The organism is Bacillus gobiensis (genome assembly GCF_001278705.1).
Lineage (GTDB): Bacteria > Bacillota > Bacilli > Bacillales > Bacillaceae > Bacillus > Bacillus gobiensis.
Genome location: NZ_CP012600.1, coordinates 3,167,920 through 3,194,441 on the forward strand (window position 1 = coordinate 3,167,920; position 26,522 = coordinate 3,194,441).

The 26,522-nt window shown below is 40.0% G+C and carries 25 protein-coding genes and 1 pseudogene; 9 read left to right on the forward strand and 17 right to left on the reverse strand.

Features of this window, described 5'->3' with window-relative positions; all coding sequences use genetic code 11:
* The first annotated feature begins 87 nt into the window (after positions 1 to 87).
* On the forward strand, positions 88 to 486 hold the full coding sequence (locus tag AM592_RS23810; RefSeq protein ID WP_053604716.1) for a hypothetical protein: 399 nt from the start codon (positions 88 to 90) through the stop codon (positions 484 to 486).
* 186 nt (positions 487 to 672) lie between these two features.
* On the opposite strand, the gene AM592_RS15905 is transcribed toward AM592_RS23810, so the two are convergent.
* The 10 genes and pseudogenes from AM592_RS15905 to AM592_RS15950 form a co-directional block, all read right to left on the reverse strand.
* Complete coding sequence (locus tag AM592_RS15905) at positions 673 to 1,737, reverse strand: bifunctional transcriptional activator/DNA repair enzyme AdaA (protein ID WP_053604717.1); 1,065 nt, start codon at positions 1,735 to 1,737, stop codon at positions 673 to 675.
* Positions 1,738 to 2,019: 282 nt separating this feature from the next.
* Complete coding sequence (locus tag AM592_RS15910) at positions 2,020 to 2,787, reverse strand: ABC transporter permease (protein ID WP_376773380.1); 768 nt, start codon at positions 2,785 to 2,787, stop codon at positions 2,020 to 2,022.
* The gene (locus AM592_RS15915) at positions 2,784 to 3,710 is read right to left on the reverse strand and encodes an ABC transporter ATP-binding protein (protein ID WP_053604718.1); all 927 of its coding nucleotides are present in this window, start codon (positions 3,708 to 3,710) and stop codon (positions 2,784 to 2,786) included. The genes AM592_RS15910 and AM592_RS15915 overlap by 4 nt, the downstream gene beginning before the upstream one ends.
* Before the next feature lie 12 nt (positions 3,711 to 3,722).
* Positions 3,723 to 4,037 carry a DUF1048 domain-containing protein gene (locus AM592_RS15920; RefSeq protein ID WP_053604719.1) on the reverse strand — a complete coding sequence of 105 codons (315 nt, stop codon included), beginning with the start codon at positions 4,035 to 4,037 and terminating at the stop codon, positions 3,723 to 3,725.
* Positions 4,030 to 4,359, reverse strand: coding sequence for a PadR family transcriptional regulator (locus tag AM592_RS15925; protein WP_053604720.1), 330 nt, complete (start codon positions 4,357 to 4,359; stop codon positions 4,030 to 4,032). The genes AM592_RS15920 and AM592_RS15925 overlap by 8 nt, the downstream gene beginning before the upstream one ends.
* Positions 4,360 to 4,638: 279 nt before the next feature.
* Positions 4,639 to 6,543 carry an FtsX-like permease family protein gene (locus tag AM592_RS15930; protein ID WP_053604721.1) on the reverse strand — a complete coding sequence of 635 codons (1,905 nt, stop codon included), beginning with the start codon at positions 6,541 to 6,543 and terminating at the stop codon, positions 4,639 to 4,641.
* Positions 6,518 to 7,299 (reverse strand): annotated as a pseudogene (locus AM592_RS15935) (ABC transporter ATP-binding protein). Before AM592_RS15935 ends, AM592_RS15930 begins: the two are co-directional and overlap by 26 nt.
* Positions 7,300 to 7,395: 96 nt before the next feature.
* Positions 7,396 to 8,457, reverse strand: a complete 1,062-nt coding sequence (locus AM592_RS15940) for a sensor histidine kinase (protein WP_082364087.1) — start codon at positions 8,455 to 8,457, stop codon at positions 7,396 to 7,398.
* A gap of 3 nt (positions 8,458 to 8,460) precedes the next feature.
* Complete coding sequence (locus AM592_RS15945) at positions 8,461 to 9,162, reverse strand: response regulator transcription factor (RefSeq protein WP_053604722.1); 702 nt, start codon at positions 9,160 to 9,162, stop codon at positions 8,461 to 8,463.
* 131 nt (positions 9,163 to 9,293) lie between these two features.
* Positions 9,294 to 9,716, reverse strand: coding sequence for a GNAT family N-acetyltransferase (locus tag AM592_RS15950; RefSeq protein ID WP_053604723.1), 423 nt, complete (start codon positions 9,714 to 9,716; stop codon positions 9,294 to 9,296).
* A gap of 131 nt (positions 9,717 to 9,847) precedes the next feature.
* Here AM592_RS15950 and AM592_RS15955 point away from each other — a divergent pair, with 131 nt between their 5' ends.
* A complete protein-coding gene (locus AM592_RS15955) occupies positions 9,848 to 10,345 on the forward strand; it encodes a metal-dependent hydrolase (RefSeq protein ID WP_053604724.1) in 498 nt (165 codons plus the stop codon).
* 426 nt (positions 10,346 to 10,771) lie between these two features.
* Here the strand turns inward: AM592_RS15955 and AM592_RS15960 are convergent, their stop codons facing one another.
* From AM592_RS15960 to AM592_RS15980, 5 genes are all read right to left on the reverse strand, one after another.
* Positions 10,772 to 11,998 carry a PucR family transcriptional regulator gene (locus tag AM592_RS15960; RefSeq protein WP_053604725.1) on the reverse strand — a complete coding sequence of 409 codons (1,227 nt, stop codon included), beginning with the start codon at positions 11,996 to 11,998 and terminating at the stop codon, positions 10,772 to 10,774.
* 124 nt (positions 11,999 to 12,122) lie between these two features.
* Positions 12,123 to 13,559, reverse strand: coding sequence for a sodium/proline symporter PutP (gene putP, locus AM592_RS15965; protein ID WP_264080193.1), 1,437 nt, complete (start codon positions 13,557 to 13,559; stop codon positions 12,123 to 12,125).
* A 108-nt stretch (positions 13,560 to 13,667) separates the two neighbouring features.
* Positions 13,668 to 15,215, reverse strand: coding sequence for an L-glutamate gamma-semialdehyde dehydrogenase (gene pruA, locus AM592_RS15970; protein ID WP_053604727.1), 1,548 nt, complete (start codon positions 15,213 to 15,215; stop codon positions 13,668 to 13,670).
* Positions 15,216 to 15,236: 21 nt separating this feature from the next.
* The gene (locus AM592_RS15975) at positions 15,237 to 16,154 is read right to left on the reverse strand and encodes a proline dehydrogenase family protein (RefSeq protein WP_053606138.1); all 918 of its coding nucleotides are present in this window, start codon (positions 16,152 to 16,154) and stop codon (positions 15,237 to 15,239) included.
* Between the two features lie 328 nt (positions 16,155 to 16,482).
* Positions 16,483 to 17,409: a formylglycine-generating enzyme family protein gene (locus AM592_RS15980; RefSeq protein WP_053604728.1), complete on the reverse strand. Its 927-nt coding sequence runs from the start codon at positions 17,407 to 17,409 to the stop codon at positions 16,483 to 16,485.
* A gap of 183 nt (positions 17,410 to 17,592) precedes the next feature.
* Between AM592_RS15980 and AM592_RS15985 the strand changes: the two genes are divergently transcribed.
* Together AM592_RS15985 and AM592_RS15990 are read left to right on the forward strand one after the other, a co-directional pair.
* Entirely contained in the window at positions 17,593 to 19,146 is a 1,554-nt protein-coding gene (locus AM592_RS15985; RefSeq protein WP_053604729.1) for a PTS transporter subunit EIIC, read from the forward strand.
* Positions 19,147 to 19,173: 27 nt separating this feature from the next.
* The gene (locus tag AM592_RS15990; protein WP_053604730.1) at positions 19,174 to 20,502 is read left to right on the forward strand and encodes a sulfatase family protein; all 1,329 of its coding nucleotides are present in this window, start codon (positions 19,174 to 19,176) and stop codon (positions 20,500 to 20,502) included.
* A 36-nt stretch (positions 20,503 to 20,538) separates the two neighbouring features.
* Here the strand turns inward: AM592_RS15990 and AM592_RS15995 are convergent, their stop codons facing one another.
* The gene (locus AM592_RS15995) at positions 20,539 to 20,997 is read right to left on the reverse strand and encodes a DUF6884 domain-containing protein (protein WP_053604731.1); all 459 of its coding nucleotides are present in this window, start codon (positions 20,995 to 20,997) and stop codon (positions 20,539 to 20,541) included.
* A 287-nt stretch (positions 20,998 to 21,284) separates the two neighbouring features.
* On the opposite strand from AM592_RS15995, the gene AM592_RS16000 reads away from it, so the two are divergent.
* Positions 21,285 to 21,680, forward strand: coding sequence for a DUF805 domain-containing protein (locus tag AM592_RS16000; RefSeq protein WP_053604732.1), 396 nt, complete (start codon positions 21,285 to 21,287; stop codon positions 21,678 to 21,680).
* A gap of 309 nt (positions 21,681 to 21,989) precedes the next feature.
* Here AM592_RS16000 and AM592_RS16005 read toward each other — a convergent pair whose 3' ends face one another.
* The gene (locus AM592_RS16005) at positions 21,990 to 22,328 is read right to left on the reverse strand and encodes a hypothetical protein (protein WP_053604733.1); all 339 of its coding nucleotides are present in this window, start codon (positions 22,326 to 22,328) and stop codon (positions 21,990 to 21,992) included.
* A 904-nt stretch (positions 22,329 to 23,232) separates the two neighbouring features.
* On the opposite strand from AM592_RS16005, the gene AM592_RS16010 reads away from it, so the two are divergent.
* The 4 genes from AM592_RS16010 to AM592_RS16025 all read left to right on the forward strand — a co-directional run bounded on the left by AM592_RS16010 (position 23,233) and on the right by AM592_RS16025 (position 26,498).
* A complete protein-coding gene (locus AM592_RS16010) occupies positions 23,233 to 24,585 on the forward strand; it encodes a peptidase G2 autoproteolytic cleavage domain-containing protein (RefSeq protein WP_053604734.1) in 1,353 nt (450 codons plus the stop codon).
* A 341-nt stretch (positions 24,586 to 24,926) separates the two neighbouring features.
* On the forward strand, positions 24,927 to 25,322 hold the full coding sequence (locus AM592_RS16015; protein ID WP_053604735.1) for a DUF805 domain-containing protein: 396 nt from the start codon (positions 24,927 to 24,929) through the stop codon (positions 25,320 to 25,322).
* A gap of 269 nt (positions 25,323 to 25,591) precedes the next feature.
* On the forward strand, positions 25,592 to 25,897 hold the full coding sequence (locus AM592_RS16020) for a DUF4306 domain-containing protein (protein WP_053604736.1): 306 nt from the start codon (positions 25,592 to 25,594) through the stop codon (positions 25,895 to 25,897).
* Positions 25,898 to 26,105: 208 nt separating this feature from the next.
* Positions 26,106 to 26,498, forward strand: coding sequence for a MerR family transcriptional regulator (locus AM592_RS16025; RefSeq protein WP_053604737.1), 393 nt, complete (start codon positions 26,106 to 26,108; stop codon positions 26,496 to 26,498).
* Positions 26,499 to 26,522 lie beyond the last annotated feature (24 nt).

Genomic DNA, 26,522 nt, shown 5'->3' on the forward strand with positions numbered 1-26,522 from the left:
ATATGTCAAATTCATTATGAAATTAACACTCGAAGATAGGTATACTTTTCAATGAATTAAACATAAAAAAAGAAGGGGTTTGGGGAATTGAAAAGAATCCATATATTTTTTCTCGTTTTACTGTTTGCTTCCATCGTACCGTTATGGACAGCGACTGCTGCAGCAGGAGAATGGGATTTATTAGGCGGAGACAGATTTAGTGATGAGTCAGACATCTGGCCTTCTGGCGGCGGAGATTATAAAATTTGTCTCAGTTCTGAAAGCAAACCAGGTTATTATCAATTATTTGAAGAAGATCCGTATAATCCAGACGATCAAGTAAAAACTGGCGTCTACTTTAAAACAGCAGGAAGTAATGATTTCGATTCAAACGGCTGTCATGTCTACAAAGATATCGGCGGGTTTGTTGATGGGACCGATGACCAAGCCGAATTTTATTTAAAAAAATACTCCAGTGGAGAATCATTCGCATGGTTCTATGATTGATTTGGGATGCCTAGGATGAAGAGAAATCTTCATCCTCTTAATTTTTGTCTGCTTTTTCATTCACTATGATTTCTCGCAAAAAGGCAATAGAAATCAAAGTTACCTATCACAGTGGCTCTTGTGGTTCAAGCCGGATTCAAACATACGAAAATGTTCTTTTACTTTGCGTAAAAGAGCTTGTCCTGGTTAGCGCGACTTTGATAACACTTTTTTTATCAGTTTTTCATGATTAATTAACCATCTTTTTCGGGATAGCCCGCCGCCATAGCCGCCCAATTCGCCATTTGCGTTGATCACACGGTGACAAGGAATAATTATGGCAAGCTGATTTGCACCATTCGCCCGTGCCACAGCCCGGAAGGCAGAGGGATTGCCAATTGATTCAGCGATTCTTGAATAAGAAGCTGTTTGTCCGATTGGTATTTTTTTCAGTTCATGCCAGACACTCTTCTGAAAAGGCGATCCAAGTAACGCTAAAGGCGTTTTGAATTCTCTTAATTCACCATTGAAATACTGAGTCAGCTCTTTTTCAATCAAGTTGATCGGCTGCGTGCGCCCTGGTATGATCGCTGATTTTGTCTTTTCTCTCAATCGTTCTACCTCACGTTCCAAACCTCTGCGATCAACAAATTCCAAAAGAAACAAAAATTCCTCGTCTGCGATTGCTATCATCGGGCCAAGCTTCGTATCCAGCCATGATGCTTTTAAGACACTGCTATTTTCCACCAAAGCCGGCGCCTCTCCCATAATACGGGAAAAAGCATCCCTAAACCCGCTGCTCGATTCATATCCGCTTGAAAGCTGGGCGTCCATTACCGTTTCACCCACCCTGATTTGTTTCATCGCCAGACCCATACGGCGTGCCCTTGCATATTCAACGAAAGTCATTCCAAATCTCTTTTTGAATTGACGTCTGGCGGTTGAAGCATCTACGGATAATTCCTGAAAATCTTTATCCTTCCACCGCTTCTCCGGGTTTTCCTCAACTGCTTCTACAAGCGTTCGCACAAGCTCTGAAACATGATTGGGATGAGAAAGCGGACGACAACGTTTACAAGGACGAAAAGAAGCAAGAAGGGCTTGCTGAGCCGTCTCGAAAAATTCACAATTCTCGAATTTTGGCTTACGCGCCGGACATGTCGGACGGCAGAAAACACCTGTCGTCTTGACCCCCACGTAAAAAATGCCCTCATATTCTGTTTTTTTATCAAGCAATGCTTCGTAAAATTCTTTTTTATCGGACGTTAGCACGGGCTTTGCCTCCTCTTAACTAAGCTTACCCTTTGATTATAGCTCTTATAGAAAACAGCTGCCGCCGAAAATCAGGCATTGATTTTTTAAAGAATCCTGACAGCAGGAATAAATGATAAGGTTCACTTTATTCGATGATACTCCTATTTTTGTAAAAACTAAAAAGACGCATTATACAAAGCATACTGGGTCAAATCACCTTTCAGACGGTCTGAAAGCAGTATTATTTCTGCATGATGATAAGAGAGCGACAATTTATGCCTGTTAATGATACTTTTGAGATTATACTCTTTTATAAACCCGTATTCCCACTACATAAGATAGAATGATTATCACTACCATCCAAACAATGGAAACCCACAAGTCATTACCAACGACATTTGAATTCAATAGATTTCTGATTGTTTGAATTATCGGTGTCATTGGTTGATTTTCTGCGAAAATGCCCACGATCTTTGGCATCCCGTCTACAGGAACGAATGCGGAGCTGACAAAAAGCATCCCCAATAAGATGTAAGAGAAAGAACTAGCCCCTTCAATACTTCCGGCAGCCAATCCAAAAGGTACCGAAAGCCATGTTACTGTGAGAGAAAACAGAACAAGTAATAATCCCACAAGAAGCCATTCAGAAAATGTTGCACTACTTCTAAATCCTATAAGAAATCCTACTAATAGAACGGCACTAATTGAAACTAACATAAAGATAACGGAAGCTATAACCTGACCTCCTAATACAGCTGATTTTGAGATAGGCATTGATTTAAACCTGTCAAACATGCCTGAAGTTTTATCTAAGTTAATCCGTAAAGAGGTGTAGGCTGAACCGCTGGCAATCGTGATTAATAAGATTCCAGGAAGTACGTAATTAATGTACTCATCTTGGGAAACTCCTTGAATTTGAATAGCTCCGCCAAATACATAAACCATTCCTAAAAGAATCATAACAGGCATGGCAATAACTGTCAATAAAGTGTCAATACTCCGTATATTATGCCTCATAATTCGATTAGACAGTGCAAGAGTGTCTCCAATATATTGTTTCATATTCATGATTTTCTTCCTTTCGTAAGTGTCATAAAAACATCATCAAGAGTCGGGGTAATCATTTTGAAGCTCTTAATTACAATTTTTTCATTAGTTAGAATACTGAAAATATTCAAAGTGGTCTTTATTTCCTCTGTTAAATTAATGGAGAGTTCGCAGCTATTCGTTTGTTGAGGAGAGTATATTTGTAAAAGTTTTGATGATTTCTCGAGATCTAGGATATTATTAAATTCAATAAATAATTTGTTTTCTCCCACTATACGTTTCATTTCATCTGGACTTCCAGTCGCTATTATTTTGCCATCGTGCAAAAACACAATTTTATCAGCCAAATAATCCGCTTCATCTAAATATTGCGTCGTTAGAAAGATTGTTTTCCCTTGTGACTTCAACTCTTTAATCTTATTCCAAAGATCGAGTCTACTGCTTGGATCTAGTCCAGTAGTAGGTTCGTCTAGAAAAACGATTTCCGGATCTCCAACTAAACTCATTGCTAAATCAAGCCGGCGTTGCATGCCTCCTGAATAATTTGAAACAGCTTTATCTTTTGCATCAATCAGCCTAAAGGTTTTCAACAAGTTTAAAGCGACATTTCTCGGATTAGGCTCATGTCTCAATTTTGCGATTAAAACTAAGTTTTCATAACCAGTGAGTACACCGTCGACGGTTGTATTTTGTGAACTAAAACTAAATAACTTTTGTACAGCCGTTGGGTTTTCTGCAACATTTATATTATTAATTGTCACTCTTCCACTATCACTATTTAGAAGTCCAGTAATAATTTTTAAGAGTGTACTTTTCCCAGCGCCATTAGGTCCTAATAAGGCATAGATGGAACCTCTATTCACAGTGATATTTATTTCTTTCAATACTTCATTTCCTTTAAAACTCTTTTTTACATTTTTAATTTCCATCACAGTTGAACTCATCGTTTTACCCCCTTATTTAATCGAATTTCTCAATTTTTTCCTTTCCTTATCTATCCAAGTTTCTTCCGGGAACTCAGCTAAGAATGAATCGGCAAATTCTGCTATATCATTCCCAACGATATCTCGTACACTTAAGCCCTCTTTTGCACTATCCTCAAACATCTCTAATATATTTTTTAAATATTCGAACATACCGCTTCCCTTAGCAAACATCCACATATATTTTTCAATCGCAATCATCGCCTTTTTATGTTCATCAGGCAGTTCATTTATTCTTTTTCTAAATTTACGATATTCCCGTTTTTCTTGAAGAAATTTTTTAAACATTTCTTTTCCCCTTTATTTCGTTCATTTTTTGTTCAATAAATGACCATCGTTGCCAAAAATTTATGAGCTCCTGCTCTCCGTTAGCATTCAACGTGTAAAATTTTCTCATTGGCCCAAGTTCTGATTTCTTCTTCTCAATTTCCACGAGACCTTTTTTCTCTATTCGCAGAAGGATTGTATAAACCGTTCCTTCCACAATATCCTCAAAGCCTAAATCATTTAGGTACTTTGTAATTTCATATCCGTAGGTTTCTCCTTCCTGAATCTTTTGAAGTACAATACCTTGCAAAACACCTTTGAGCATTTCAGTTAATTCTTTCATAACTCCTCCTTATTACCATCTCCATCAGTACTTAACAACACTAAGTACTACTACATAATATTACTAAGTAGATGGAGTGTCAAGGACATTTGTTAGGATTTTTATAAAAAAAATTTAACACTTACTCTGACTATGCATTTGTCACTGCTATTTATGTGGTTACATAATGAAAAAACCGATTTCTCAACTTAAATACGGAAATCGGTCTTCTCTATATTGCTCGATATACTTATTCTAAGTATTTCGTTTTATTATACGGCACAACTCAATATCAAAACTTTATCTCAAAACTGTTCGCACATAGATATATCGCGTAACAGCGTAATAAGCAAGCTGAAAAGCGAAATAGATACCGAAAACAGTGAGTGATCCAACTAGAAGATTCGAGCCGAGCATGTTGCTTAACGACTTAAACGCAAATGTGGCATGAATCGCTCCACCGATAAACGGAATAAAGAACAAAAAGCTAATTTGTCTGCTAAGGATTTTTTTCATTTCCTCTTTCGTGACACCCATGCGCCGTAAAGCAAGCATTTGGATCTTTGTATCCTCCACCTCCGTAAACAAGCGCAAATACAGGAAGCTACCTTGAATTACAAAGAACAAGCAGCTGACAAACAATCCAAGAAACAAGGTTAATGCAAGGGCTTTCTTAAATACTTGATATCCTGGTGCTCTAGCCAGAAAAGCGGTTTGATGATCATCCGCCACCATCTTCTCAAGTTTTTCAGATACCTCAACTGCTCCTTCCCAGTTTTCTAGCTCGTACCCCATTAAACGCACTTGCTCATGTTCGGGTATCTTTGCCAGAGTTTCTTTGAATTCGTTATCAGGAACAATAAGCAGCGTACTTGCCCTTCCTTGCGGTACCAGAACTCCTTCATTGCTTTGCGGTTTTATCAAAAATGTCTCGTGTTCCTTGCCGATCTGTATCTCAGCTTTCTTACCGATCGGAAGAATTTCCATATTTACGTACGGGTAAGGAAAGTTAAAAAAGGCTTCCCCTTTCTTAAGTTTTACTTGTTCAAAACCCTTTTCCTTTGCCACCTTGTTGTAACTCGATTCCGCAATCATCATTCCTGTAGAATCAGAATCAAAAGTGATCGGTATGGCCAGCTCATTTACCTTGTAGGCGATTTTTTCACCAGCTTGCTCCAGCTCCTTCTCAACATCTTTTGGTTTCAGTGCCTGAAACGTATCAGCATGGTGCTCCACCCACCCTATCGCCTGAGGAGACGTTGTTTCAACTTGATTTTTCAAGTCTGTGTAAAACATGAAAATAACACCGGAGGCCGTCATAATAACTGCAGTAATAATAGTTGCCAAAAACAACATGACCGCATGATCTTTTATCCGAAACAAATTGTTGGAACGAGTTATAATCGTTGTCCCTTTATAAAAACTTGCCTTTCTTTTTGTCAGCGCTCGAATGAAGGCCACACTGCTTTGCGTAAAGAAGAAATAACTGCCGATTAGAACTAAGATTAGAATCGGAAACATTCGGATCAGCATCTTCATGATTCCCGCTGTATAGGCAAGATAGTAGCAGGATGCCAGGGATAAAACGGACAGAAACACAAGCCATTTCGAAAACTTCGGCATCGGCTTTGGCTTTTGTCTGGCTGAGAGCAGATCAACGATTTGGGATTTTTTGATTTGAAAAAACGAAAAAAACGTCATGAACTGGAACAATACGAAAAAGCCAATCGCTGTTAACATCAATGCTTTTGGAACTAGTTGAAAGGATATCGGCACTTTCATGTCTAAAAAGGCACTCATGATTAAATAAAACAGCTTCGTAAACAACAATCCCACACCTATTCCCGCAATAATAGCAACGAGTGAAATGGCCGTTTGTTCATAATAGACGAGCCGTCTCAGCTGACTTTTTGTCATTCCGAAAAGCGACAACATCCCAAATTCTTTTTTCCGAACCTGCAAGAAGCTCGAGTTAGAATAAGCAACAAAGAAAAGAGAGAAGACAACGATAATCACTAAGCAAGAAATAAGTCCGGGTACAACCAGGCCGGCTCCGTATATATTTTCGGGATTGACATCCGGATGAAAGATAAAGGATGAGAAAATAAAGAAAATCGTGACGGAAAATACGCAGCTTAAAAAATAAGCCAGGTAACGCTGCAGATTCCCAAGCACATTTTTACGGGCGATAACTCGCATGTTCATGAAAGTCACCTCCCAGTACGCTTAAGGTGTCCAATATACTTTGATAAAAGGTTTGCTGATTCGAACCTTTGTGAATTTCAGAAAACAACTTCCCATCTTTTATGAAGACATCCGATTACAAAAGCTGGCAGCTGTCGGATCATGGGTAACCATTAATATCGTTGTTTCTTTCGTTTGATTCAGTTTTGCCAGAGTATCCATGACCTGTTTGGCTGACTTTGAATCGAGGTTTCCAGTCGGCTCATCCGCCAAGACAAGCGCGGGCTGGTGAATCACTGCTCTTGCACATGCAGCCCGCTGTTTTTGTCCTCCCGACACTTCATACGGACGATGCTCTAAAATATGGCTGATTTCAAGAATATCAGCAATTTCCTTGAGCCGCCGTTCCATCTCCTTTAAATTTGTTTTATCCAGAGCAAGCTGCAGCAGTATATTTTCCCTTATATTTAATGTCTCCAAGAGATTAAAATCTTGAAAAACAAAGCCAAGTTCTCTCCTTCGGAACAAAGCAAGCTTGGAATCCTTCAACTGCTTTGGATTCGTGCCGTTTATCGTCAATTCTCCGCCAGTTGGCTGATCGATTGTGGCCAGAAGATTTAATAGAGTCGTTTTTCCACTGCCGGACGGTCCCATTACCCCTGTGAATTCTCCTTTTTCAACGGATAATGTAACGTTGTCCAACGCCTGATAAGAAAGGTCGCCTTTTTTCGAATGATACGTTTTTGATAGTTTTTTCGTTTCTAGTACGGCTGTCAATTGCAATTCCTCCTTTTGATAGATTCATTATAAAAAGAAGGAGAGATTGCTCCCATCGATTTTTCTTTCAAAGTATCTGCTTTTCTTACAAAATTGTCACCTATGTAATGTAAGGCTTGTAAACTCGATCGTTAATGACGTAAAGCGCTTCTCTTCAGATTGAGCGGTTAAGTGGTGACCAAGCTGATCGCAGACCATTTTTGCAATATAAAGTCCCATCCCTGTTGCTTCCTTTTGTGTTCTTCCGTTGCTTCCTGTATAAAATGGATCAAATATTCTCGGCAGGTCGTAATCGGGGATGCCTTGTCCGAAATCGGTAATTGATAGACTTATTGTGTTTGGCCGCTCTTCCTTCCCCGTGATCCATATCTCCTTTCCCTCTCCTTGTACGGAGTACTTTAAAGCGTTTTGCAATATTTGAGTGATGACAACATCGAGCCACTTTTTATCGCTAAATACGATAAGCGTATCTGGTATGTTCAGCTTCGGAAAGATTCTTCTTTTAATAAATTGCCTTTTTTCCCGATTAATGATTTCTGTCAAAAAACTCTTCAGGTCCACTTTCTCCGATTTCATATCGGTGGAGAATGCCTCAAGTCTTGACAGTTGCAGCATTCTATCCAGCCCTGAGCTGAACGTTTCATTTTCCTCTTCGATGTCATTCAACAGCTGATACATAAAGTCAGGCCCTGGGTGCTGTTTCCCTTCCTGGATAAGCAGGGATATGACAGAGACGGGAGTTTTCATCTGATGAATCCATTGATTTGTAAAAGTTTGCTGCTGCTTTTCTTTGTCTGTCATCTGCTGCAGCGACTCTTCATACTTCTGATTCATCGCCAAGATCAAATCCACCCACCATTCCTGTTCCTTTGTACAGGGTTCTGCAGAAGCAAGGGCATAACCGGATTGGAGCGGATCTGAATCGCTCTCCAGCTGTTTTTTTAATTGGATGCGAAAGCTTCTCTGTCTCACATAATCAATAGCAGTTCCGACTGCTAAAAAAAAGACACCTAACAAAAACACATAAAAAAGAGCTCCGTACGGAATAGAAAGCTCCTGTTCTATGAATATTAAAATTGCCGTTGCTGCCATTACTACATACGAAAAAACAAGCCCTAGCAGAATCATGCTTCTATCTCGAAGATAAGAAAACAACATATTCTACTCTCCTCCCCAATGAACAGAGAAACGATAGCCGTAGCCTCGTACAGTTTCAATAGACTGTGATAATCCAAGCTCGTCCAGTTTTTTTCGCAGTCTGTTAACATTGACGGTCAACGTGTTATCATCCACAAATGTTTGCTCGTCCCATATCTCCTCAAGAAGCTCATCTCTGGATATTGCCCGATGCTTTTCTTTGACAAACTTCATCAGCAGCAGAAATTCTTTATGAGAAAGGGAAAGCAGTTCGTCTTTCCAAAGGACTTGCATTTTATTTAAATCAATAATTAATCCGTTCACGTCTAGTTGCTCTTTCTCCTCTTGCCGAAACGCATACTCGCCATATGCCCGGCGAATAGAGCTCTTAATTTTCGCTAACACGACATCTAAGTGAAACGGCTTCGCGATATAATCATCCCCGCCATGTTCAATTGCCATGACTTGGTTTAAATCATCGGTACGGGCAGAAATAAACAAAATAGGCACATTTGAAATCGTTCGAATCCTTCGGCACCAATAAAATCCATCATAGAATGGCAGATTAATATCGAGCAGTACAAGATGCGGAGCATACTCTTCAAATTTCTTTATTATCTCGTCAAACCGTATGACAGCTTCTGCTTCGTATCCATACTTACTTAAGTGATTTTTTAAAATTTCTGTAATTTTTTTATCATCTTCCACAATTAATACTCTGTACACGAACCAACACCTCACTATTAAAACATACCACTGGATGAAAGGGTTGGAAAGAAGTAAGACAGGTACATCTGACCTGTATTCTATTCGAAATGGAGAAATCATCGCAAGAACATAGCCAGCCCTTTTTTCGATTACCCAATCTTTCCTTTCATCCGGATGACCCTGCCGTCTTTTTCTGTACCGATTTCCTTCATCCCGATTTTTTTATAGAATCTCATCGCTTGTTTGTTCGTCGGTGATACAGTTAAATGATATTCTTTTACTCTTTCTTTCTTAAAAAATTTAATCGCGTACTCATAAAGATATCGCCCCGCACCATGTCCTCTTTTTTTAGGAACCAAATAAAATAGATTGACGTAGCCTATTTGATATCCGTTGTATTCGCGAACTTGCATTTCTAGCAGCCCGATAGATTCACCGTTCTCTTCGACCATTACGAATCCTTCAGGAAATTGTTTCGTTTTTAGCTGGAGCCACTTTACATAGTCTTCATCCTCTCCAAAATAAGAATCATCACCGAAACTTACAATATAAGAATCTCTGCGAAATTTTATAGCTGTATCACGATGAACGGTTACATCAACCCGAACGAAATTGTAGCATTTTCTCCCTCCTCATTTTCTGATTGAACTGTAATAAAAATGGTGTAATAATAAAAGTTTCTAGAAAAGAGAGGATGAACGGGTTGACAGGAAAAACACACATCACGGGCGGTATTGCTGCTGGTGCAGCTTTATCTGCAATGACACACTACGATCCAATACTTACAGCGGTTGCCGGGGCGGCAGGAGGATTATTGCCTGATATATGCCATAGCGGAAGCAAGATCGGCAGCCGTCTCCCGTTGCTTTCTAAGATCATAAGCGCGATCTTCGGACACCGCACGTTTACGCACAGCTTATTATTTTTGCTGATTGCTGCGGTATTTTTATCACATTACGTCTCAAATGATCCAATTCGATTGGGGATTCTTGCGGGGATGATCAGCCATTTGCTGTTGGATGCTGCCACTCGATCAGGAATTAAACTATTCTATCCTTTTAAACTCACCATTCGTTTTCCGGTCACAACAAAAACAGGCAGTAAGGCTGAACATGCGATTCTGGCTATTTTAACGGTAGCTGCGATCTACTTTTTTAGCAAAGAAGCCGTCCAGCAATATACGAATGGGTTTCATTTTTAGCTGATGAACCAGGGAGTCGTCCTCCCTGGTTTTATTGTCGTAGATAACATTAGAAAATCGTAAAGAAACCTTGGTTAATTGCACGGTGACCGAGTTTAATTGGACGGTTCTCGTGGAGAATTGCACTTTTACTGGATTAATTGCGCCGTTCTCGGGGTTAATTGCACAGTTGCCCGATTATTTGCACCGGTCGCGAGATTAATTGCACCGTTCACGTGATTTTTTGCACCGTCACACGAATAATCGCACCATTCTCGGGATTATTTGCCCGTCCCGCGACTTATTGCACCATTGTCCAATTATTTGCACTGGTCGCGAGATTAATTGCACCGTTCCACGATTATTTACGCCATTCACGTGATTTTTTGCACCATCACACGAATAATTGCACCGTTCACAGAATTATTTACACCTTTGCCCGATTCCTTACTTACCGCTTTCATTTTTCATCAGCATTAAGTCAAGAAGCCACTGGCATTTTGACTTGAAATCCTTTACGTCCAGGGATGTATATTCCAGTATTTTTTTCATACGGTAATTCAATGTATTCGGGTGGATAAACAGCTGCTCAGAAGTAGGTTTAATTTTACAATCATTCAGCAGGTACACCTCTAGCGTTTTAAGAAACTCCTTTTTGCCATCTCGGTCTTTTTCCTTTAATAGCTGTAATTCTTTATTTACGTAATTGAGCTCTTTGTTTTTTGTCGCAATAAAATCGAGATAACGATAAATTCCCAATTTCTCAAACTCATATGGAATATTGGTTTGGCTTCCTAATAGGTCAGCGGCTTTAATAACTTCAAGCGCTTCTAAATAGCTCCTATGAAAAGACATCACATCTGAATATTCATTTCCAATTCCGATAAATATGGCTGAACGTTGATCCGCAGGGATATGGTCTAAAATCCCCGCAATGACATCTAAGGCTGTTGATTCGGTTGAATGACCTGAAGCAGATCCTCCTATTATTGATACGATTCTTGATTGCGCAATGAGTACGCGGTTCAAATCGTTTTTCAAATTGAGATAGGACTGGATATCTTTCTTCACATCTTCAATATACTCACCAGGCGCCTGAAGCACCATCACTGAAAATGATACTGGTAATTTAACGCCCGCTTCCACAGCTTCTTCCCGAATTTTCAGCTCTGACTCAAATTGATTCAGAATCGCTTTTTTATATAGCTCCTCTCCCTTTTTCGAGCTTTTTTGTTTATTATTGCTATGGATGATTTGCCCTACTTGGAAAGACGTGTGATATAAAAATTCCAATTCTGAATCCGTCATAGGTGTTTCAATCTCCTGAATCCATATGTATCCCATGATATTATCCTTATGCTTAGCGCTGACGACAACTCTTGGATTCAGCCCGATTTCCTCCATTCGATCCACACGAAACGGCGTATCAATCGTTTTCAGTTTATGAATAACCCCATATTCCATAAACTTTTCAAAAATAGGCAAAGGGCACTTTTTCGAAAAAATCGTTTGCTGATTCGCTAAATCATAATGGTTAATATAATATGAATTATAAGCTAACAAAAAGAAGTCAGCGCTTTCCACTATGACGGGTTTTTTTAACTCAAAGCTGATTAAATCAATTATTTTATCAATATCTAATATTGAGTAAACACGCTCTAGCAGCTCATTCATCCAAGTAGCTCCCCATTGATTTTTCTTTAATCATACTAAAACCTTCTATTTATTGTATAGAAGAAAGGAACAAAATTTTCAAACAAAAAAGGAGATAAAAAAGTTATCTCCCCTTTTGTCTAAATTATAAAGCACCTTTATACGTTTCAAAATCCTTCTCGACTTCAGCAGATGGATTGGATGTTAACAAACTAACGATAAAGATAAAAAGTAAGCTGACGGCAAATCCGGGAATGATTTCGTAAAGCACGTCTGATAGACCCTTGTTTGCCCAAATGATCACTGTGAGTGCACCGGTTACCATACCAGAAAGCGCCCCCCACGCGGTCATTCGTTTCCAGCACAGACTCAATATTATAACTGGACCGAAAGCAGCGCCGAAGCCTGCCCACGCATACCCGACCAAATCCAGAATGGTGCTGTTTTTTTCCCAAGCAAGCAGCATTGCAATCACTGAAATCAAGAGGACCGACAATCTGCCAAGGTAAATCAGCGTCTTTTCTGAAGGAGCTTTTCGGACGACTGTCTTATATAGATCCTCTGTTAATGAACTTGCCGTTACTAACAGCTGAGAAGAGATTGTACTCATTACCGCCGCTAAAATTGCAGAAATGATAAATCCGGTAATAAGCGGATGGAAAAGAATATTACCAAGCTGGATAAAAATAGTTTCGGGATCCTCTAGCTCCAGTCCATTTTGAGAATAGTAAGCAATTCCAATTAAGCCTGATAAAAAAGCACCCACTACTGAAAAAATCATCCAGCTCATGCCGATCCGTCTTGCGTTTTTTACTTCTTTCACAGAAGATATCGCCATAAAACGAACGATGATGTGCGGCTGGCCAAAATAACCAAGGCCCCAAGCCAACAACGAAATTATGCCAAGCACACTTGTCCCTCTAAAAATATCAAGGAGCTTAGGATCAATCGATTGAATTGTAGCGAACGCTGCACTTGGCCCGCCTGTATTCATGAAAACAACAATTGGCACTAGAACAAGGGCAACCACCATAATGACCCCCTGCACAAAATCTGTCCAACTCACTGCCAGGAATCCGCCGAACAGAGTATAGGCAACGACAACGCCAGTCACAATCCAAAGTCCTGTATGATAATCGAGTCCTAATATGCTATTAAACAATACTCCACCGGATACCATGCCGGAGGATACATAAAACGTAAAAAAAACTATGATGACTAAACTCGAAAAAATTCGAAGAAGTTTGCTTTTGTCAGAGAAGCGATTTTCTAAAAATGATGGGATGGTTATGGAGTTATTAGCAATTTCAGTGTAGGCACGAAGTCTTGGAGCCGTATAAATCCAGTTAATATAAGCTCCTGTCGTTAATCCGATTGCAATCCACGAAGCACTTAAACCTGTTGAAAACATAGAGCCCGGCAGTCCCATTAAAAGCCAACCGCTCATATCTGCCGCTCCTGCACTTAACGCGGTGACAGCGGGACCCAGCGATCTTCCTCCAAGCATGTAATCGGAGTGATTGGAAGTTCGCTTGTAAGCAAAGTAGCCTATAAGCAGCATACCTGCCATGTAAATACAAATTGATGTAATTAATTGACCATTTACGATGTTTTTCTCCTCCTTGAACTAAGTGAACTTATTTTAATAAGACGGATAGAAAGCTAAGGCTTCCTATCCGTAAAACTTGGATTAATAGGTTTCACTAATCGTTTTAGCAAGCATATGAAGGATTAAATAATCAGGTCCCCCTGCTTTCGAATCAGTACCGGACATTTTAAACCCTCCAAACGGATGGTAGCCGACAATTGCGCCTGTACAATTGCGGTTGAAGTAAAGATTCCCTACGTGGAACTTTTGCTTTGCCACCTCAATATGCTTGCGATTATTTGTGATGACAGCGCCAGTTAAGCCGTATTCTGTATTATTGGCAACCTCGATCGCTTCATCAAAGCTGCTGACTTTTGAGAAGGCTACTACGGGACCGAAAATCTCTTCCTGCATGATTCTAGCTTGCGGATCCAAATCGGCAAAAATGGTTGGCTCAATGAAGTACCCTTTGGAATCGTCCCCTTTGCCTCCGCTTACTAACCGTCCTTCTTCCTTGCCGATTTCGATATACCCCATTATTTTATCAAAAGAGCCTTGATCAATAACCGGCCCCATATACGTTTCAGCTTTTTCAGGGTTTCCGGTAATTTGTGATTCCGTAATTTCAATCACCCGCTGCAAGACTTGGTCATACACCTTTTCATGTACAACAGCTCGCGAGCCTGCCGAGCATTTTTGTCCGGCAAAACCGAACGCCGAGGTGAAAATGGATTGGGCCGCCAATTCAATATCGCAGTCATCGTCTACTACGACAGTATCCTTTCCGCCCATTTCAGCAATTACACGCTTAAGGTGTGTCTGTCCCGGCTGAACCTTTGCCGCGCGTTCAAAGATCCGGGTCCCGACCTCTCTTGATCCCGTAAAGGTAACGATGCTGGTTATCGGATGGTCCACCAGGTAATCTCCTACCTCTGAGCCGCTGCCAGGTACAAAGTTCACAACACCCTTCGGCAATCCTGCTTCCTCTAATACCTCCACAAACTTAGCCGCGATGATTGGCGAAGCGCTGGCAGGCTTCAGCACCACTGTATTTCCTGCCACGATCGGCGCTACTGTAATACCGGCCATAATCGCGAATAAGAAGTTCCAAGGCGGAATCGAAACCGTAACGCCAGAAGGAGTATAGACAAAGGAATTGCTTTCTCCTTCCCTGCTGTTTATCGGTTTTCCACCTGCAAGTTCAATCATTTGGCGCGCATAGTATTCCATGAAATCAATCGCCTCTGCCGTATCAGCGTCCGCTTCTTTCCAAGGCTTCCCGGCTTCTTTAACGAGTAGAGCTGTGAACTCAAATTTTTTGCGGCGCACATGGGCAGCAGCTCTGAACAAAATATTCGCGCGTTCTACAGGATCGGTATATCTCCATTCTTCAAAAGCTTCCGCCGCAGCCTGAATTGCTTTTTCAGCATGGTCTCTCGTCGCTTTTGAAACACTTCCAACGACTTCTTCTTTGTTCGCCGGATTAATGGAAACGATCTTTTCTTCTGTCACGAAGCGCTCCCCGCCAATGACAAGCGGATAATCCTTTCCTAATTCTCCGCTTACTTTTTCTAATGCTGCTTCCATGGCCTCGCGGTTGCTTTGTATTGAAAAATCAGTAAATGGCTCATGTCTGTATGGTATTGTCATCTTTTTTCGTCTCTCCTTTGCCTATTTTTTCGTCATTCCTTTAAAAGCAAATGCGATATTCGCCGGCCGTTCAGCTAGACGTCGCATAAAGTAGCCGTACCAGTCGTCCCCGTAAGGAACATACACTCTTACGTTATAACCGTCCTTCACCAGTGCTTGCTGTGTTGCGTTCCGCATGCCGTAAAGCATTTGAAATTCGAATTGGCTCGCGGGAATTTGATTGTCTTTGGCTAGCTGTTTCGCATACGCAATCATATGATCATCATGTGTTGCTATTGCTGTATAATTTCCGCTGAGAAGCTGTTTCCTGATCAATGTTTTATAATTCTGATCAACATCGCTTTTATCAGGAAAAGCGACCTTAGGAGATTCCTTATACGCTCCTTTTACTAGCCGCAAAAATGGCCGGAGCGGATTCAACTCATCCAAATCGCTCTCGCTTCTGTAGAGATAGGCTTGAATGACAGTGCTGACGTTCGAGTAACGTAACCTGAATTCCTTAAAAATATCTAGGGTTTTCTGGCAGCGGGCTTCATCCTCCATATCAATCGTCACCATGATTTGATGCTTTTCTGCCGTCTCGAGGATCCTTGTCATGTTTTCCCGTACAAGCTTTTCATCAATATCAAGTCCAAGCGATGTCATTTTTAAGGAAACCTGGGCGTTCACATTTTCTCTGGCAATCGTTTCAATGGTATGAATGACTTCTTCTGCCCGTTCCCTTGCTACCTCGCTGCTTCCCACAAACTCGCCTAGATGGTCAACTGTAGCGGTCATTCCTTGGTCATTGAGTTTCTTTATATATACTAAAGACTCATTGAAATTATTTCCGCCAATCATTTTCCCTCTGACAAATCCAATGCCCCAGTTTTTAGCCATTCGATTCATCACATTGTTTTTCGACAAAAATAAGAAAAAATCTCTTGTCACCAATTCGATATCAGACACCTCCCTATTTCTATAAAGCGAAAATATATTTTTCTATAGTTTGATTTTACAAAAGAGGCGGACAATATCTCAAGATTCCGAAAATACAAAAATTCTGATAATTTTTGTGGGTCTCACACAAACTTTTTTGTGTTGCGTCAGATAATCTGTCGTGGTGTTTTCTTTCCACTAAAAAAGGGGATATATTATTATGCCGAAAAAAATACTCATCAATTATCTCTATACTTCCTCAATAATTAAGGAATCATAGTAGTCAATTGTGAGTATGCAAAATTATGTTATATTTTGTGCCATAATCTAGTTATCTTTAACTTCTGCTTCAACAATCAGCTGCACAACGAAACCCCATATGCCCAGTAGAGCTGTCTGGGGTGTTAGAGGTTCTAGCAGCGACACGATATCGATTGCAATAGGAATCGTGACAAAGATACGAGCCGCCTCGAATGACTTTCATTTCTTCCTGCCCAAAAGGTTGAAATTTTGAGCGGAAATTATCCGTGCACCATTCCCACACATTTCCCGAAAGATTATAAAGGCCATATCCATTTGGAGGAAACGATTTAGCTGGAGCCGTTCCTGCGAAACCATCATCTTTTGTATTGATATTTGGAAACTCACCCTGCCAAATATTACAGTAATGTTCTCCGTTTGGCTGTAATTCATCTCCCCATGGATATTTTTTTTGAACCAATCCCCCGCGAGCTGCATATTCCCATTCGGCTTCGGTAGGAAGGCGTTTTCCTGCCCACGCACAATAAGCAGCTGTATCGTTCCAAGAAACATGGACTACCGGATGATCCATTCGATCATGAATGCTGGAATCTTCCCCTTCTGGATGTTTCCAGCATGCCCCATCAATCTTTAACCACCAAGGGGTCTGACTCACCCGATCTGCACGTTGAGCAGCCTCATTAGAAACAAATTGATAGAAGACGAAAGACCATCCATACCTTTCTGCATCAGTTACATATCCCGTACTGTTAATAAATTCCTGGAAATTTCCATTAGTTACAGTGCAAACATCTATATAAAACGATTCGACTTCTACACTTCGAACAGGACCTTCTCCATCTAGTGGAAAACCTTCTTTATCGTTTGTTCCCATTAAAAAATCGCCGCCTTGAATCAGCACCATTTCTTCTTTATTAACATTATCATTCCCGTCTGAATCTTGTATGAAGTCTGATTTATGCTTTATTTCACCTCTAGTAATCACGCAGCATGACGGTAATTTATCACTCTTCATTTTTATTGCTCCTTCTCATTTTTTCTAAAAAATATAGTCATTTTTATTACATTTACTTGGAGAGTACTTTTTCAGACATTGGTAGATTGCTGAAAATCCCACTTGACTGATAGGAATAATCAACTTATGATCTTTATCATACAAATCTTTTGTATAAATTTAAAGCTGAGGAGCCATTATTTTATGAAAATCTATTTTTCTTTTAATTTTGTCCAGCGAATCGGTAAGGCTATGATGACTGTAGTTTTAATCCTTCCGTTAGTCTCAATACTAATGGGCATTGGCGGTATTCTTATTAATCCTAATATTCAGCAGATCTTTCCGTTTTTGTCTTCGAAAGGATTCCAAGCCGCTGGATTACTTTTACAAAGCTCTGGCCAGGCCGTCTTCGCAAACCTTTCTGTCCTTTTTGCTGTGGCAATTGCTGCAAGCTGGACAAATAAGGCGATGGCCGGATTATCAGCACTTATTTCATTTTTCATTATGCATACGGTTATTAGCACGCTTCTTAAAATTAATGAACTGCAAGTATCTGAAAAGATGATTGGAACGGAATTAGGGATACAAACCCTCCAATTAGGCGTTTTCGGCGGAATTTTCATCGGCTTTTTAACTGCCTATCTCTATAATAAATTCCACAAAATTGAGCTTCCTGAAGCCATTTCTCTTTTTGGCGGAGAAAGATTTGTTCCTATCATCTCATCATTTGGAGCAATTATTTCTGCTGTTATTTTTTATTTCATATGGCCCTCCGTTCAACAAGCAATTGGATTGATGGGAGGATTTGTAGCTAATCATACGAATCCTTTCACAGTAGGTTTATACGGGGGAAGCGTAAAGCTGCTCATTCCCTTTGGGTTGCATCACATTTATAATGCTCCTCTTCTTTTTACTGATATCGGCGGAGTCTATCAAACAGCAGATGGGGCTAAAATTGCCGGGGACCAAAACATCTATATTGCACAAGTGATGGATGCCTTAAGAAATCCATCGGTCCCCATTACCGGCGGAGCCTACATTGGAGGAAAGTTTATCCCGGTTATGTTCGGCCTTCCCGGTGCAGCCCTAGCTATGTATCATTGTGCGAAAAACGACAAAAAGAAAAAGACAAAAGCTTTACTTATAGCAGCAACCATTCCTGTATTTTTAACTGGCATTACTGAACCACTAGAGTATACATTCCTCTTCGTGGCGCCTTTCTTGTATGTTGTTTATGCGATCTTAACCGGAACCGCATTCGCTTTAGCTAATGCCCTGGATATTCACGCAGGATATGCCGGCGGCTCCGGATTTATTGATTTTATCTTGTTTAATGCACTGCCTAACCTTAATCACAATTGGGTTACGATTCTAATTCTAGGAGTCATCTACTTTTTCATTTTCTATTTTGTGTTTAGATTTTTGATTCGAACATTCGATTATAAAACTCCCGGACGGGAACCAGATGTAGAAGAAACTCGCCTTTATACCAAAAAGGATCTAGAAACGAAAAAAAGTAAAAAGACGGCGGATCAAGCAATCGAAGTGTTGGCGGCACTTGGCGGCAAAGAGAATATCAGTAACTTGGATGCTTGTATTACTCGATTAAGGGTAGGTGTGAAAGACGTAAACAAAGTTGACGATTCACGCCTAAAAGAACTTGGAGCAGCTGGTGTTTTGAAAATAAACGATGGAGTACAAGCGGTTTTTGGCGCTAAAGCATCGACTTTAAAGTCTCAGATAGATGAAATCATGTAAGGAATAAGAAAGGGAGGATGATGAAGAATGTCTCAACCAAATATTATTGTAATGATTTCTCATGATACAGGTAGATATCTGGGCTGTTATGGCCATCATGTACAAACACCCCATATTGATAGATTGGCTTTTAAAGGAATAAGGTTCGAGCAGTATTTTTGTCCCGCTCCTCAGTGCAGTCCCAGCAGAGGCAGTATCTTAACCGGACGGTATCCCCACAACAATGGTTTAATAGGCTTGGCTCATTTAGGGTTTCATATTAACGGAGAAATTACAACTATCCCGAAAGAATTCCAAAAAGCAGGATATGAAACATCTTTGATCGGCTTAAGTCATGAAACGATCGGAGAATCTGCACCTATCGAAGAAAGGGTGTTCAGCTCCACTTACAAGCTTGGATACGATCGTTTCATTGAAGTGGAAGGGGATAGAGCTCCCAAAGTTGCTGATCAGGCGATTGATTTTTTACAAGAAAAATCAGCTGATTCCAACCAGCCTTTCTATTTAAATATAGGATTTTTTGAAACTCACCGAGAATTTGATGAATATGAGCCTTATGCTGATAAAACAACAGAAGTCAGCGTTTTGCCGTACCTTCCTGATACTCCAAATACCCGTAAGGATCTTTCACAAATGAATGGATCCGTCAAAGTATTGGACAAGGCGATCGGACGTATCCTCCATACGTTGAACGAAACAGGCCTGCAAGATAACACTATTGTAGTTTATACGACAGATCACGGCATTGCTTTTCCACGAGCAAAAGGAACATTTAAAGAAGCAGGATTGGAAACGGCTCTCATTATCTATCATCCTGAATACATCCAAGAAGGGAAAACGAACTCTGATCTTCTGTGTAATATCGATTTAATGCCGACCATTTTGGAACTTGCCGGAATCGCGATCCCTGAAGACTTGGACGGTAAAAGCTTTGCCAAAGTCTTTAGTGAAGACGATGCAAAGATTCGTGACGAGTTTTTCTGTGAACTAACGTGGCATGATCGCTATCATCCTATGAGGGGTATTCGAACCGATCGGTACAAATACGTAAAAAATTTCGAGAACGGGCCGAAAATTTATATGCCGCTGGATGCCCATAAAAGCTTATCCGGTCAAGAAGTCCGTGAAGAATATTATGTTCCTAATGAACTTGAAGAACTGTACGATCTAGAGCAGGATCCGTTAGAACAATCAAATCTTATTGCCGATGAAAAATATAAAGAAATTGCAATAGAGCTGCGCCAAAAGGTTCAAAGATGGATGGAAGAGACGAATGATCCGCTTTTGAACGGGCCTGTCCCGGGTACCGGCTCTAAAAGATGGGAGGAAGAAATAAAAGCGGGAAGAGCTCATTAAAATATTATCTTTAAAAAACCGCCATATAGCGGTTTTTTAATTATTTATTTCTTCTTCCCTCTCCACCGCTTCATTCAACGCCTTTAGCATATAGCCAATCCCTTTATATTTCGATAATGGATAACGAACCTTATGCGGCTCTTGAAAGACTTCATCGATAATCGGGCGAAACTTTCTGCCTCCCAAGACAACAATCTCATCAAATTGATCCAGATGCTTTGTTTCATACTGCTGTTTAAGGTCGCCCATTCGAATGATTTCCGGTTGGTTTGTCCCAAACGTCACGTCGTAATTTTCGGGAACGCAGTCATCCGGTTTTAAGAAGCCATGTTTTCCGGAAAGGATAACCCAGTCGTGAAAAAATGTTTTGGCATATCTTTGACAGGCACGATGGAACGGACTTAAATACGCATGTTCAGCTTGAATGCTGCCAGTATCGGGCTCCACGTCCCATATCTTCTTCGCTCCGCACGGTAGCACACATAATCGCTTCAATTTATCTCCTCCAGTACTGCTACTTATTCACCGATTTTCTAAGTTATATTCTAATTGTAATAGGAGTTGTTTCTATCTGTACATTCTATCTATCAATAGACTTATTTGCAGAGGTCGATTACGAGATATATGATTTAGAACACATTAATAAGGGATTATTTGGATTATTTCCTTTATAATAAACTTACGACATGTGATGCATTTCATTTGCTAGGTTAATAAAGCATCAGAATGAAGTCGTAAATTTCCATCCGGCATTCGAAAACAATGAAAGGAGAAACTTAAAAATGCAATGGTATGTAGGAGTGATAAAAAATTATGCGAATTTCAAAGGAAGAGCAAGACGTAAAGAATACTGGTTGTTTGCCCTCTTTAACTTCTTAATCATCGCTGCAATTCTTATTACATTCTCATCATTTTTAAATATAACATTATTTTATGTAGGATTAGTTTTAATTGTAAGCTATTATTTATTTACTGTGATACCAACTCTAGCTGTTACAGCACGCAGATTACACGATATAGGAATAAGCGGATGGCTGCAATTAATCTTAATCGTCCCTTATATTGGAGGACTTGTCATAACTGTGTTAGCATGTTTCGATAGCCAAAAAGGCGACAATACATATGGATCAAATCCTAAACTTGAACAACCACTGACAAGTGATTCTGTAAACCTCTGATCAAAAACTGATTACACCAACCGAAGTGAAGACATTAAGTGATTTCATTTCATCAAGCTGAAACTTCGGGGTATCAGGTGGAGGATCTACTCCACCTGATAAGTAAATCTATAACAAAAGGGGATAACATCTATTCTTAAATATTTGAACAACTAACTTTTACTCCTCTTCCTTTTTTCGAGGTATACCAAGCGCTTTCCACATCATAACAAAGATTGCTGCGATAATCCCCATCCTTACCCAACTAAGATTGACCCATAATTTTGCCCGGTCGGCAAGTTCCGGGGAAAAAGAACCATCAGGAGAAGTTTATGTAAACGATTGTAATTCTGGAATGAAATAAGGAAATGTTGGAACACGCAAAACAACATAGCCAAGAATTGCTGTAAGAATAAGGTCCCTGCGATGTGGTTCCTTCCAACATAACAACAAGGCCAACAAAATGACAACCTGGGAAATCAAATGCAAAGGCATCCAGAAATGGTGCAAAGGGAGACCATTTTCCGCTTGAAGCAAAGCAAAAGATTGTGTCGGGGATGAACTCCAGACTGAAGCAACCACAATTTCTTCATAAATGCCGCCTCCTAATTCCAATCCTATGAGCGTAATTAACAAGACCAAAACGTAAGTACATGCTTTTTGTCTCATCACCTTACCTCCTTATTTTTCTTTTTAAGGATAAGAAAGATAATTAGAATACGAAACCAACCGAGATAGTAACTTACTTTACTATCTGGGGTCTCATGAAGAGTAGTTGATTGACCTTGTTATGAAAAAAAGCCCTTTGACCTAAAGGATTCTCAAATCATAATAGGAGTAGGAAACACAAACGATTTTCCAGAAATCCGCCTATAGGTTTCACGTTTGTTTAAAAACGTAGACTTGAATGTGATTAATTCAAATAATATAGGAGATACCTTTAGATTCCTCTCTCAACAAGTTTTTAATATGTTAATAGCCGTTACACTCTACTCTTGAAGGTCATACATTGAAATAAATGTTAAGAAAGAGGGAACTATGGCATTTCTGGATGGACGAACGTCTCAGAATGCTAGTTATGCTATTATTTCCCCCAGTAATGCTCGGACAAGTTGGAATGGATGGTAACTCAGCAACTTCAACTATTCGTGTTCAATTAGATGAATTTATCACTTTTGTTTATTTTTTGATCTGCACGTCCTATTTGTTCAATTCGAAACATTTCGCGCACATTTTTTGATGATCATTATAAAAAGACTTTCATAAACGAACTTTACTACCTCAATATTTATACTTCATTCTTTCCTCATGAACTCAAGTTTTAACAGGTTCTATGATAGTCTATCCCATTTTATTCTCAAAAATTAACCGTCAATCAAACTAGCAATAACCTTAATTTTCACCTTTTAGGCTTTATCTCCATTCTTTTAGGAGAAGCCTGACAAAATTTCAATGCTCTTATAATGAAAAAACTCATATCAAGTTTTTTATAAATCTCATAGAAAGGACTGAAATTAATATGTCCAATGGATGTAACCAAAATCCAATCGGTGATTGTTCGGAGGCGGAAGGTTTGAATACAACCGCCAACGGAACAGCTTCTCATGCTGAAGGATATCAAACGACCGCAAATGGGGAGGCTTCCCATACTGAAGGAAACACAACTACTGCAGGGGGGAGTGCTTCCCACACAGAAGGTTATCTTACCCAATCGACAGCGGCAGCTGACACCGCACATGCAGAGGGTACCTCTACCACAGCTAGTGGAGTCGCTTCCCACGCAGAAGGATATCTCACAACCGCCAGCGGACTCACCTCTCATGCCCAAGGGGGAGGGACTCTAGCTGGAGGATCATACTCTCATGCGGAAGGAAGAGACACACAAGCCACTGGAGATGTTTCTCATGCCGAGGGGTTTATGACGATAGCAAGTGGAACTGTCTCTCATGCCGAAGGCGCCTTTACAGATGCCAGTGGAAGCGTTGGTTCACATGCAGAAGGCGTTGATACAACTTCGAGTGCATTTGCTTCTCATGCAGAAGGATTAAGCACAACCGCTAGTGGGAACGCTTCCCATGCAGAAGGGGAGGGTTCAACTGCCAGCGGGTCGCGTTCCCACGCGGAAGGGCACAGCACAACCGCTAGTGGAGAAGCCTCCCATGCGGAAGGAAACGGTACGATTGCAGATGGAAACTTTGCTCATACAGAAGGACTTAACACAACAGCTAACGGTTTTGATGGGGTTCATGTGATGGGCCAAGGTGGAGGTCCAGATCCTATGAATCCTGATGATTTGGATTTTTCCTGGTATCTCGTTAACGGTGCACTTGGCGGGGTTGTTGCCAAAATTTTAAATGATGGTTCTGCTTGTTTTGAAGGTGATGTATCTGCAAATATTGTGGCTCCAGTGGCCTGTGACTTTGCTGAAATGTTTGAATCATCAAATGGCCAATTGATTGGAGTTGGTTACTTTGTTGCATTTGACGGGGAAACAGAGAAAATCCGAAAAGCTAACTCCAGGGATGACTATATAGTGGGCATAACCAGTTCTAATCCTGCTGTCTTGGCAGATATTCAAGATCCTGAATGCAGTAAATATATGCTTGATAAATGGAACAGGCCAATTTACGAAGAAGTCATCATTCCTCCTGAAAAAGATAATAAGGGAAACATTTTACGGGAAGAACGTAAAATTAATAGAAAAAAAATAAATCCAAACTGGTCGAAAAATTGCAGTTCACGTCTCGATAAGCAGGAATGGATGGCTGTTGGTCTTGTTGGAAAGCTACTGGTTCGGGATGACGGTACTTGTCAACCAGGTAGTTATTGCAAACCGAATGATGAGGGAATAGCGACGAAAGCCAGGAAAGGGTATCGTGTAATGAAACGTACAGGTTCTAATCAAATATTGGTATTGGTTAAATAGCACTTGGTATGCATGATTCAATCTCACTCTGGGGCAGACTTCACCTTTTTGGTGATCTGCCTTTTTTGATATACATACTTTTTTAAGTAAAAATCGCTAAAACATTGTCATTTAGGAAATGGTTCACACTAAAGTAGAGACTATATATCTTCATACCCATACTTCTCCCTTTTTAAATAAGTCATATTATTCAGAACACATTTTTTAGGGATTTTTTGGTTACATTTCTTTATAATATAAACAAAGGATAGGAAAGCAAATAGAAAACAAAGGTTTCGTAGACGGCCGGGATTTACCTAAAGTATATGAAAGAATGACTGTCATAAAGGGGAATTAAATAAATGGAATGGTATTCAAAAGTGTTAAAGAATTACGCAAATTTCTATGGAAGAGCAAGACGTAAGGAATTATGGATTTATAATCTATTTAATGCCATAATATTCATAGTGCTTTTTATTTTACAAGCATTAATAACTAATCCGGCAGTAGCCATAATTATAGGTCTTTTAACAGGAATCTATGCTTTAGGCGTTCTGGTACCAAGTTTAGCTGTTACAGCACGTAGATTGCATGATATTGGAATGAGTGGATGGCTGCTGTTAATCTACCTTGTTCCTTTTCTCGGTGGTCTTGCCATATTTGTATTGGCTTGTTTAGATAGCCAAGCAGGCGATAATGAGCATGGACCAAATCCTAAATATGGAGACTCCTCTAAAAGTGATACTGTAAGCATCTGATCTATCTGCTATTTCGGCTACAACTAACTGAGCCGCATTAAAGACACTTGCTTAAAGTCACCTATCCTTTGCAAGCCGTCTAATTAAAGAAACTAAGCGGTGCATCCTGCAGCTGTAAAACAGCTAGCTGGATGCACCTTTATTTTTTGGCTACAGTGTTAAATATTAAAGATGTTAGAATGGTGAAAAATGATCATATAGTGATTAAGGATCCAGGTCAATCTAAAAAGAATGTGTACAAAAAGATACTCTTTTAGGAGGTGAGTAAATTGCCACGAATTATTCGTGTTCTTGTTTTCCTTGTGATGATACCTATATTTTCGTTTTCCCTCTTTTTCACGTCTTGGACGGGATCTTATCTTATGATTTCAGAAGATTGGAAAGATCATGTTGTTTTCACTCCCAAAACGGTCACGGATCCAGAAAACATTTATGAAATTGATAAATTTTTATACGCCTATCAAATTCAGCCGATAATGAGCTTAGCCTGCCTTCTCTCGTTCTTTATTCTAAGCGGAATTCTTATTTATTGGCTACTAAAGATATTTCAACGTCGCAAAACCATATCATTATAGAAAATAGTTTAATAGCTATTGTCCGACGTAAGTATGGTATCCCCTATCGAAAAGAATTTCTTTTTTTCTAAGAACCTTTGGATCCCTTCTCCAGCGAATTCAATTCACAACGACAAAACCAAAACGTACCACTGTACAGTTTTTTGAAAACGTGCTATTTTAATAGTAGGTTTTTGTATCGTCAGGAGGGGATGTCTTTGGGAAGTCCTTGCTTCGCATAGGTCAAGTTGCAAAATTAAGCGGTCTATCGCCGCGGACAATAGATTATTATACACAACGTGGATTGCTCGATTTCGAGCGTTCACCATCGAATTACCGGCTTTATCCGGAAAGTGTTCTTCATACATTGGATCGAATTAAACTGCTGAAAAGCCAGCGAATGTCACTCGGAGAAATTACGGAGGCTCTTCAGGATCCAAGCAGCAATAAAAAAGTCGAACCGATTTTGTGTGAAGTTCAAGATGATATAAATAGCCTGCAGCAAAAGCTAACGGCTCTGGAGGAAGCACTTAAAGATGCTCCTCAAAAAGAAAAACAGCTCGTGCATAAAGAGCTGACAAATAGACTTGCAATTGTTATGCAATTGCTGACATTACTTTAAAACCACCCGGAGGTGAATCCCTCA

Coding starts and splice junctions, on each gene's coding strand:
- pruA (WP_053604727.1), bottom strand. CDS start 15,215: ATGACAATACCATACAGACATGAGCCATTTACTGATTTTTCAATACAA.
- AM592_RS15920 (WP_053604719.1), bottom strand. CDS start 4,037: ATGTTTAAAAAATTTCTTCAAGAAAAACGGGAATATCGTAAATTTAGA.
- AM592_RS15930 (WP_053604721.1), bottom strand. CDS start 6,543: ATGAACATGCGAGTTATCGCCCGTAAAAATGTGCTTGGGAATCTGCAG.
- AM592_RS15925 (WP_053604720.1), bottom strand. CDS start 4,359: ATGAAAGAATTAACTGAAATGCTCAAAGGTGTTTTGCAAGGTATTGTA.
- AM592_RS16005 (WP_053604733.1), bottom strand. CDS start 22,328: ATGAGACAAAAAGCATGTACTTACGTTTTGGTCTTGTTAATTACGCTC.
- AM592_RS16015 (WP_053604735.1), top strand. CDS start 24,927: ATGGAATGGTATTCAAAAGTGTTAAAGAATTACGCAAATTTCTATGGA.
- AM592_RS15915 (WP_053604718.1), bottom strand. CDS start 3,710: ATGAGTTCAACTGTGATGGAAATTAAAAATGTAAAAAAGAGTTTTAAA.
- AM592_RS15985 (WP_053604729.1), top strand. CDS start 17,593: ATGAAAATCTATTTTTCTTTTAATTTTGTCCAGCGAATCGGTAAGGCT.
- AM592_RS15990 (WP_053604730.1), top strand. CDS start 19,174: ATGTCTCAACCAAATATTATTGTAATGATTTCTCATGATACAGGTAGA.
- AM592_RS15940 (WP_082364087.1), bottom strand. CDS start 8,457: ATGTTGTTTTCTTATCTTCGAGATAGAAGCATGATTCTGCTAGGGCTT.
- AM592_RS16000 (WP_053604732.1), top strand. CDS start 21,285: ATGCAATGGTATGTAGGAGTGATAAAAAATTATGCGAATTTCAAAGGA.
- AM592_RS15910 (WP_376773380.1), bottom strand. CDS start 2,787: ATGAATATGAAACAATATATTGGAGACACTCTTGCACTGTCTAATCGA.
- AM592_RS15960 (WP_053604725.1), bottom strand. CDS start 11,998: ATGAATGAGCTGCTAGAGCGTGTTTACTCAATATTAGATATTGATAAA.
- AM592_RS15980 (WP_053604728.1), bottom strand. CDS start 17,409: ATGAAGAGTGATAAATTACCGTCATGCTGCGTGATTACTAGAGGTGAA.